The organism is Pseudomonas sp. MWU12-3103b (genome assembly GCF_023100615.1).
Taxonomy (GTDB): Bacteria; Pseudomonadota; Gammaproteobacteria; order Pseudomonadales; family Pseudomonadaceae; genus Aquipseudomonas; species Aquipseudomonas putida_A.
The window spans coordinates 313,451-321,540 of record NZ_JALMEY010000005.1 but is presented as its reverse complement, the minus strand read 5'-3'; the positions used below and the strand labels follow the sequence as shown (position 1 = coordinate 321,540).

The 8,090-nt window shown below is 57.8% G+C and carries 10 protein-coding genes; 2 read left to right on the top strand and 8 right to left on the bottom strand.

Annotation, left to right across the window (positions count from 1 at the left end; translation table 11 throughout):
• Nucleotides 1-157: 157 nt before the first annotated feature.
• The 3 genes from msrQ to pssA form a co-directional block, all read right to left on the bottom strand.
• The gene (msrQ, locus tag M0808_RS11605) at nucleotides 158-769 is read right to left on the bottom strand and encodes a protein-methionine-sulfoxide reductase heme-binding subunit MsrQ (RefSeq protein ID WP_134787334.1); all 612 of its coding nucleotides are present in this window, start codon (nucleotides 767-769) and stop codon (nucleotides 158-160) included.
• Entirely contained in the window at nucleotides 769-1,782 is a 1,014-nt protein-coding gene (msrP, locus tag M0808_RS11600; RefSeq protein ID WP_247841148.1) for a protein-methionine-sulfoxide reductase catalytic subunit MsrP, read from the bottom strand. Before msrP ends, msrQ begins: the two co-directional genes overlap by 1 nt.
• Nucleotides 1,783-1,845: 63 nt before the next feature.
• Entirely contained in the window at nucleotides 1,846-2,703 is an 858-nt protein-coding gene (pssA, locus tag M0808_RS11595; RefSeq protein WP_027614080.1) for a CDP-diacylglycerol--serine O-phosphatidyltransferase, read from the bottom strand.
• Between pssA and M0808_RS11590 the strand changes: the two genes are divergently transcribed.
• Nucleotides 2,702-2,845: a hypothetical protein gene (locus M0808_RS11590; RefSeq protein WP_247841146.1), complete on the top strand. Its 144-nt coding sequence runs from the start codon at nucleotides 2,702-2,704 to the stop codon at nucleotides 2,843-2,845. The genes pssA and M0808_RS11590 overlap by 2 nt on opposite strands.
• 4 nt (nucleotides 2,846-2,849) lie before the next feature.
• Here the strand turns inward: M0808_RS11590 and ilvC are convergent, their stop codons facing one another.
• The 3 genes from ilvC to M0808_RS11575 are packed head-to-tail and all read right to left on the bottom strand — an operon-like array spanning nucleotide 2,850 to nucleotide 6,133.
• Nucleotides 2,850-3,866, bottom strand: coding sequence for a ketol-acid reductoisomerase (ilvC, locus tag M0808_RS11585; RefSeq protein ID WP_007959661.1), 1,017 nt, complete (start codon nucleotides 3,864-3,866; stop codon nucleotides 2,850-2,852).
• A 48-nt stretch (nucleotides 3,867-3,914) separates the two neighbouring features.
• Nucleotides 3,915-4,406: an acetolactate synthase small subunit gene (gene ilvN, locus M0808_RS11580; RefSeq protein ID WP_003205610.1), complete on the bottom strand. Its 492-nt coding sequence runs from the start codon at nucleotides 4,404-4,406 to the stop codon at nucleotides 3,915-3,917.
• A gap of 2 nt (nucleotides 4,407-4,408) precedes the next feature.
• On the bottom strand, nucleotides 4,409-6,133 hold the full coding sequence (locus M0808_RS11575; protein WP_027614081.1) for an acetolactate synthase 3 large subunit: 1,725 nt from the start codon (nucleotides 6,131-6,133) through the stop codon (nucleotides 4,409-4,411).
• A 399-nt stretch (nucleotides 6,134-6,532) separates the two neighbouring features.
• Here M0808_RS11575 and M0808_RS11570 point away from each other — a divergent pair, with 399 nt between their 5' ends.
• Nucleotides 6,533-6,949 (top strand): DUF4124 domain-containing protein, encoded by a 417-nt coding sequence (locus M0808_RS11570; RefSeq protein WP_095140088.1) that lies wholly within the window; start codon nucleotides 6,533-6,535, stop codon nucleotides 6,947-6,949.
• A 45-nt stretch (nucleotides 6,950-6,994) separates the two neighbouring features.
• Here the strand turns inward: M0808_RS11570 and M0808_RS11565 are convergent, their stop codons facing one another.
• Both M0808_RS11565 and M0808_RS11560 read right to left on the bottom strand, forming a co-directional pair.
• Nucleotides 6,995-7,330, bottom strand: coding sequence for a YqcC family protein (locus M0808_RS11565; RefSeq protein WP_097089181.1), 336 nt, complete (start codon nucleotides 7,328-7,330; stop codon nucleotides 6,995-6,997).
• On the bottom strand, nucleotides 7,330-8,085 hold the full coding sequence (locus M0808_RS11560) for a hypothetical protein (protein ID WP_098965620.1): 756 nt from the start codon (nucleotides 8,083-8,085) through the stop codon (nucleotides 7,330-7,332). The genes M0808_RS11565 and M0808_RS11560 overlap by 1 nt, the downstream gene beginning before the upstream one ends.
• Nucleotides 8,086-8,090: the final 5 nt, after the last annotated feature.

Below are 8,090 nucleotides of genomic sequence, written 5' to 3'. Positions count from 1 at the left end.
GCCCTTTCAACTCCTTCCAGGCTTCGATGAACTGAAGCAAGCCGCTGTCGAAAACCGCGTAACTCGTTGAATATCAAGGAGTTTTCCGTTTCGACTGCGCCGGAAGTGGGGCGAATTATAGACCTCCAGAATCTGCCGTCAACCGTTAATTTCAGTTTTATTGCAAAACCTGCTTTTTAGCCAATAAACGCGGGATTCGACGGGCAACGGCAGGCACACGCAGCAGTAAAAGCACTGCACCTATAAAGGCATAGATCGCCCACTCCTTGAGATCAGCACGCACGATCCACAACATATGAAGCAATCCCAGCCCCAGAATCACGTAGACCAACCGATGCAGTTTCTTCCAGCGCACACCTAAACGACGCTGGCTGTAGCGATTAGAGGTTACTGCCAACGCCAACAACCCGAGAAAACCCAGCGTACCCACAATGATGTACGGCCGCTTACGCAACTCCACGCCCAACTGCGACCAGTCGAAGCCGAGGATAAACGCCATATAGCTGAACAAATGCAGACCCACATAGGCAAAACACCAAAGTCCCAACTGACGGCGCACAGCAATCCAGCCCGCCCACCCCGTCAATTTCTGCAACGGCGTCATGCTCAAAGTGATCAGCAGCAATACCAGCGTCCCCAGCCCCAATCGATCAACCAGGACTTTGCCAGGATCCGGCCCGAGCAAATCGGCGAACGCCTGATAAAACCAAAGCAATGGCCAAATCGCCGCAGCGATAAAAACGCCTACACGCCAGAACGGATATCGCATCAGTAGTTCTTCCGCAGATCGAGCCCTGTATATAAAGAAGCGACTTCATCCGCATAGCCGTTGAACATCTGTGTATCACGCACATTCGGCTTGAACAGACTGTTCGGCAGACGCCGCTCCCGTGCCTGAGTCCAGCGCGGGTGATCAACCGTCGGATTCACGTTGGCATAAAACCCGTATTCATCAGCCGCGATGCTCTGCCAGGTAGTTTTCGGTTGCTCGCTGACCAGACTGATACGCACGATGGACTTCACACTCTTGAAGCCGTACTTCCACGGCACTACCAAGCGCAGCGGCGCACCGTTCTGATTCGGCAACTCGCGGCCATACATGCCAACCGCCAGAATCGCCAAGGGATTCATCGCCTCATCCAGGCGCAAGCCTTCTACATAAGGCCAGTCGATCAGGGCAAAACCCGAGCGCTGCCCTGGCATGCTCTTGGGATCCTGCAGGGTTTCGAAGCGAATGTATTTGGCCTTAGAGGTCGGTTCGACCTGCTTGAGTAGTGCAGAAATCGGAAAGCCGATCCACGGGATGACCATCGACCACGCCTCAACACAGCGAAGGCGATAGATACGCTCCTCCAACTGGTACGGCTTCATGAGGTCTTCCAGCGCGTAACGCCCTGGCTTACCCACCTCCCCGTCCACGACAACGCTCCACGGCTCGGTTTTCAGCGAACCGGCATTGGCCGCCGGATCACCCTTGTCGGTGCCGAACTCATAGAAGTTGTTGTAATGGGTCGCGTCTTTATAAGGCGTGATCGCCTCATCCTTGACGTTGACGGCGCCCCACTTGGTAGAAGGGAGCTTCTCAGCAAACCAGGCAGGCGCCTTGCCCGGCTCGACATCGGCATAACGCGCCGCATCCCCGGCACTGGCCCAACGCGGCAGGCTGCTCACGGCGATACCGGCAGCGGTAGCTCCGAGCAATTGGCGACGAGAAAGATAAATGGATTCAGGCGTGACATCCGACTCATGGCAGTCGGACGCTTTGGGGATTTTGATCAGCATGGCAACTCCGCAGCTTTGGAGGACAGATGCACCCATAGACTGCGGAGTATGCGGGAAATTACATCATTCGGCGTTTTTGTGACGACGAAGACGCAACAGGTATTGCACGGGGCCGGAAGCGGCGTAACCGAGGAACACCAGCAGTAGAATTCGCGGTGGATCGCTGAACACCACGGCGAACACCAGCACCACGGCGAGGATCGCCACGAACGGCACGCGCCCCTTCAAGTCCAGCTCCTTGAAGCTGTTGTACTTGATGTTGCTGACCATCAACATGCCGGCAGCCGCCACCATCAAGGCGACCAGGAACGACATCTTCGAACCCTGAATGCCGTAATCGCTGAACGCCCAGACGATACCCGCCACCACGCCTGCGGCCGCCGGGCTGGCCAGACCAATGAAATAGCGCTTGTCCGCAGTTCCGACCTGGGTATTGAAACGCGCCAGACGCAATGCTGCACCGGCGACATAGATGAAGGCGACCATCCAGCCGACCTTGCCCATGTCGCCCAATGCCCAGCCAAAGGCCAGCAGCGCCGGCGCTACACCGAACGCGACCATGTCCGACAACGAGTCATACTCGGCGCCGAAGGCACTTTGCGTATTGGTCATGCGCGCTACACGGCCATCAAGACCATCGAGCACCATGGCCACGAAAATCGCGATCGCGGCGAAGGCGAAATACTTGCTCGCATTCGCAGAGTCACCGGCGCTCAAGGCAGCCTGGGCACTCATCGAGTTGATGATGGAATAAAACCCTGCGAACAGGTTCGCAGTGGTGAACAGATTCGGCAGCAGATAGATACCACGATGCCGGACTTTACGACCTTCTGCGTCGTGCCCTTCCTCGACATGTTCATCGATGGGCAGCAGGCTTTCGGCGTCAGAAGCCTGGTTCGGCTCTTCGGGACGTTCGCTCATGGACATTACCTTGCAACGGTTTGGAAAAATTCGACAGGTGCCTGTGACGACGGTTCGGCCACAAACGATGCAGCTTTATACCAGAACCATCGGTTTCAAACGAAAAAACGCGGCCGAGGCCGCGTTTTTCGTAAAAGAATGACGACTTAGTTTTTGGCTTTGTCGACGATCTTGTTGGCACCGATCCACGGCATCATGGAGCGCAGTTGCTCGCCGATGATTTCGATACCGTGAGCGGCGTTGTTACGACGCTTGGCGGTCATCGAAGGGTAGCCGGTCGCGCCTTCGCTGATGAACATTTTGGCGTATTCGCCGTCCTGAATACGTTTCAGGGCGTTGCGCATGGCCTGACGGGATTCGGCGTTGATCACTTCCGGGCCGGTCACGTACTCGCCGTATTCAGCGTTGTTGGAGATCGAGTAGTTCATGTTGGCGATACCGCCTTCGTACATGAGGTCAACGATCAGCTTCAGTTCGTGCAAGCACTCGAAGTAGGCCATTTCCGGCGCGTAGCCAGCTTCAACCAGAGTTTCGAAACCGGCTTTCACCAGCTCAACGGTACCGCCGCACAGTACGGCTTGTTCGCCGAACAGGTCGGTTTCGGTCTCGTCCTTGAAGGTGGTTTCGATGATGCCGGTACGACCGCCACCCACGCCAGCTGCGTAGGACAGTGCAACGTTTTTGGCGTTGCCCGAAGCGTCCTGGTAGATCGCGATCAGGTCAGGGATACCGCCGCCCTTCACGAACTCGGAACGCACGGTGTGACCCGGCGCTTTCGGCGCGATCATGATCACGTCGAGGTCGGCACGCGGAACAACCTGGTTGTAGTGGATCGCGAAACCGTGGGAGAAGGCCAGGGTGGCGCCTTTCTTGATGTTCGGCTCGATTTCGTTCTTGTACAGCTGGGACTGGAATTCGTCCGGGGTCAGGATCATGACCAGGTCGGCGCCGGCAACAGCGGCGGCCACGTCGGTCACTTTCAGGCCGTGAGCTTCGGCTTTGGCAACGGTAGCCGAACCTTTACGCAGACCGACGGTTACGTCGACACCGGAATCTTTCAGGTTGCACGCTTGGGCGTGGCCCTGGGAACCGTAACCGATGATGGCAACTTTCTTGCCCTGGATGATCGACAGGTCGCAGTCTTTATCGTAGAAAACTTTCATGAATTTCCCCTATATATCCAGGCCGTTCAGGCCATTCGCTAATTTGGTTTAGATGCTGAGTACTTTGTCGCCGCGGGCAATGCCGGTCACGCCGCTACGGACGGTTTCCAGAATCGATGCGGTGCCGATGGACTGAATGAAGCTGTCGAGCTTGTCGCTGGTACCGGTCAGTTGAACGGTATACACGCTGGCGCTGACGTCGACGATCTGTCCACGGTAAATATCGGTGGTGCGTTTGATCTCGGCGCGCTGGGCGCCAGTGGCCTTGACCTTGACCAGCATCAGCTCGCGCTCGATGTGAGCGCTTTCCGACAGGTCCACCAGCTTGACCACTTCGATCAGCTTGTTCAGGTTTTTGGTGATCTGCTCGATGATTTCATCGTGGCCAACAGTGGTCAGCGTCAGACGCGACAGAGTCGGGTCTTCGGTTGGCGCCACCGTCAGGCTTTCAATGTTGTAGTTGCGCTGCGAGAACAGGCCGACTACGCGAGACAAAGCGCCGGGTTCGTTTTCCAGAAGCAGGGAAATAATGTGCCGCATGATTAAGTACGCTCCGTCTTGCTCAGCCACATATCGCGCATGGAGCCGTCTTTGATCTGCATCGGATAGACGTGCTCGCTGGTATCGACCGAAATATCGATCACCACCAGACGATCTTTCATGGCGAACGCCTCTTCCATCTTCGACTTCAAGTCTTTCGAATCGGTGATGCGCACGCCGACGTGACCGTAGGCCTCAGCCAGTTTGACGAAGTCAGGCAGCGACTCCATATAAGAGTGCGAGTGGCGGCTGCCATAGCTCATGTCCTGCCACTGACGAACCATCCCCAGAACACCGTTGTTCAGGATGACGATTTTCACCGGCAAGCCATATTGCAGGCAGGTCGACAGCTCCTGGATGTTCATCTGGATGCTGCCTTCACCGGTGACGCAGGCAACGTCGTCATCCGGGAAGCTCAACTTGATGCCCATGGCCGCCGGGAAACCGAAGCCCATGGTGCCCAGACCACCGGAGTTGATCCAGCGGTTCGGCTTGTTGAACGTGTAGTACTGCGCCGCGAACATCTGGTGCTGGCCCACGTCGGAAGTGATGAAGGCATCGCCTTTGGTCACTTCGCACAGGGTCTCGATCACGGTCTGTGGCTTGATCAGGCTGCCGTCGCCCTTTTCATATGGGAACAGGCCGCGATCACCGCGCCACTCATCGACTTGCTTCCACCAACTGGCAACGGACTCCTTGTTCGGGGTCTCGCCGATTTCCTTGAGGATCGCGACCATTTCGGTCAGGACGCTCTCCACCGGGCCAACGATTGGCACGTCGGCCTTGATGGTCTTGGAGATCGAAGCCGGGTCGATGTCGATGTGGATGATCTTGGCGTTCGGGCAGAACTTCGCCGCGCCGTTGATCACACGGTCATCGAAACGCGCGCCGACAGCCAGGATCACGTCGGCATGGTGCATCGCCAGGTTGGCGGTGTAGCTGCCGTGCATGCCGAGCATGCCGATGAACTGCCGGTCGGTGCCAGGGAAACCGCCCAAGCCCATCAAGGTGTTGGTCACTGGCAGGTTGAGCATTTTCGCCAGTTCGGTCAGCGGTGCGGAACCGTTGCCGAGGATCACGCCGCCACCGGAATAGAGCACTGGGCGCTTGGCCGCCAGGAGCATTTCTGCCGCCTTGCGGATTTGCCCGGAGTGGCCGCGGACGGCCGGGCTGTAGGAACGCAGCTTGGCTTTTTTCGGGAAGATGTATTCGAACTTCTCGGCCGGGTTGGTCATGTCTTTCGGGATATCGACCACGACCGGACCCGGACGACCGGATTGCGCCAGGTAGAAGGCCTTCTTCATGACTTCCGGGATTTCCGAGGCGTGCTTGATCATGAAGCTGTGCTTCACGATCGGCCGGGAGATACCGATCATGTCGGTTTCCTGGAACGCGTCGGTGCCGACCATGGTGCTTGGCACCTGACCGGAAATGATCACCATTGGAATCGAATCCATATAGGCGGTGGCGATACCGGTGATGGCGTTTGTGGCGCCAGGACCTGATGTCACCAACACCACGCCGGCTTTACCGGTGGCACGGGCGTAACCGTCAGCCATATGGGTGGCCGCTTGTTCGTGACGAACCAGGATGTGGGTCACTTCCGGTTCTTTGAACAGGGCATCGTAAACATGAAGAAGAGCACCACCCGGGTACCCGTAGATATATTTGACGCCTTCGTCACGCAAGAAGCGGACGAGCATCTCACCGCCAGATAAAAGCTCCACGTTGTTCACCTCTAAAACGCCAGAATACCGTCCACACAAAAGGGGCGGGTCTTAATAGGTTTACTTCTCGGCAGAGCATGAGCGACGGTGGTCGCCGACTACGTCAGCACTGACTGAGCAAGTATTGGGATCGTCCCAAGTGTTGCGGGCCTTTCCCACCCAGCGCGAGGTAACGCGTTGCGGGTGTAACAGGTCGACGCGGATATGCGCCTCATGATCTACCGAGTGGGTCTGCTTCTGGCAGTCCCTCTACAGCGGACTTTGGATTCTTCTGTTTCGCCCTCTCCAAGTCAAGCCGTCAATGTGCTTAATTGTGGGTAAGCACATGAGAACGCAAGAAAAAACCTGAAAACAGCTACTCTGTTAGCGTCAATTGCGCAATTTTGCCAAGGAATCAGCATGCGAACGCTTCTGTTAACTCTGCTGATCGGCCTCAGCCCCTGGTGCTCGGCCGCTCAAATCTACAAATGGGTAGATGCCCAGGGCGTCACGCACTTCGATGCGCAGCCACCGCAAGGGCTGCCGGCGACGACTGTGCAGACGCCCTCCTCGCCCCCACCGAAACCTGCCGCCATGCCTGGCAGCGGTGCGCTGGGCGATCAGAAAGCCATCGACGACAAGGTGAAGAAACAGGTGGCGGAGCAGCAGGCGCAGCTCAAGGCATTTTGCGAACAGGCACGGACGAACCTGGCGCAATTGCAGAACAATCCGCGGTTGAGGGAGGAAGTGGAAGGACAATTACGGCGGCTGGATGATGCGCAGCGGCAGGAGCGCATTGTCGAAGCGCAGAAGCAGATTGCGCAGAACTGCGAATAAAAATCTGTAGGAGCTGCCGCAGGCAGCTCCTACAGGGGATCGGCTCTAGCGGGAAGCGGTGATCAGCAGGTCAAACTCTTTGAGCAGCACCTGCAGCTGTCGATCCTTGCCCTGCAGATTGCGCTGGGCGAAGACCATTTCAGCCATTTCCTGAATGCCCGAGGCGTTGGGCAACGGCAGATCCTGCTCAAGGATCATTTTCATCCGTGGCAGGAAGATCCATTGCAGCCATTGCTCGAAATCCAGCGTGTCGACCGAAAACGGTTCGACACTGCTCAGGGCTTCGGCCGATGGCTGAACGTCATCCCACCAACCCTGCGCGCGCAGTTCACGCTCGATCAGCAGCAACTGATCGGCGATTTTCGGGAAACGGGAATCCATCACAGCGAAACCTTGGCCTTCTGACGAGCCAGCGCTGCGCCGGCGGAATCGCCTTGTTTCTCACGGGACTGCGCGATGATTTCCCATAGGTTGGCCTGCAAGTCCGGACGACCGTTGGCCATGGTCAGTGCACGACGGGCGAACTGCTCGGCCTGTGGCGCATCACCTTGAGCCATGCGTACTTGCGCCAGACGATAGAGCACTTGCGGTTCACGCGGGGCAACGCGTTGAGCACGCTCCAGGCTGGAAGACGCACCGTTGAGGTCGCCACCGGCCTGCTGCTGTTGCGCAGTGGTCAGCAAGGCGAGCACCGGGCCATCCAGTTGCTCGTCCGCCGACAGACCACCGCCACTGCTGGCCGAAGGAATCCCGCTTGGCGTCGAAGGCATGCTGTAGCTGCCGGAGTTGATCGGTGCCGATTCGACCGGCGACGGGTTGTACGGCCCCGCGGTGATACCGCCGGAAGCCGGGCCCGGAACGATCGGCGAGGAGCTGATCGGTGCCGATGTCGTGGCGCCACCACCCGGCACCATCACCACCACGCCGGTATCGCCTTGCGGGATGGCCTGGGATTGCGCCTGGCCCTGGACTGGGCGTTTGACCGTCGTCTTGCGGAAACCGCCGTTGGCCGACAGCCGTTCGCTGTTGGATACGGCTGTGCCGGAGTCCACCACCGGGATCGAACCACGCTGCACGGTAGAGCAGCCGCTGAGCAAAGCCACGGCAGTCACCGCTGGAATCAACCACTTGTTCACTTGAA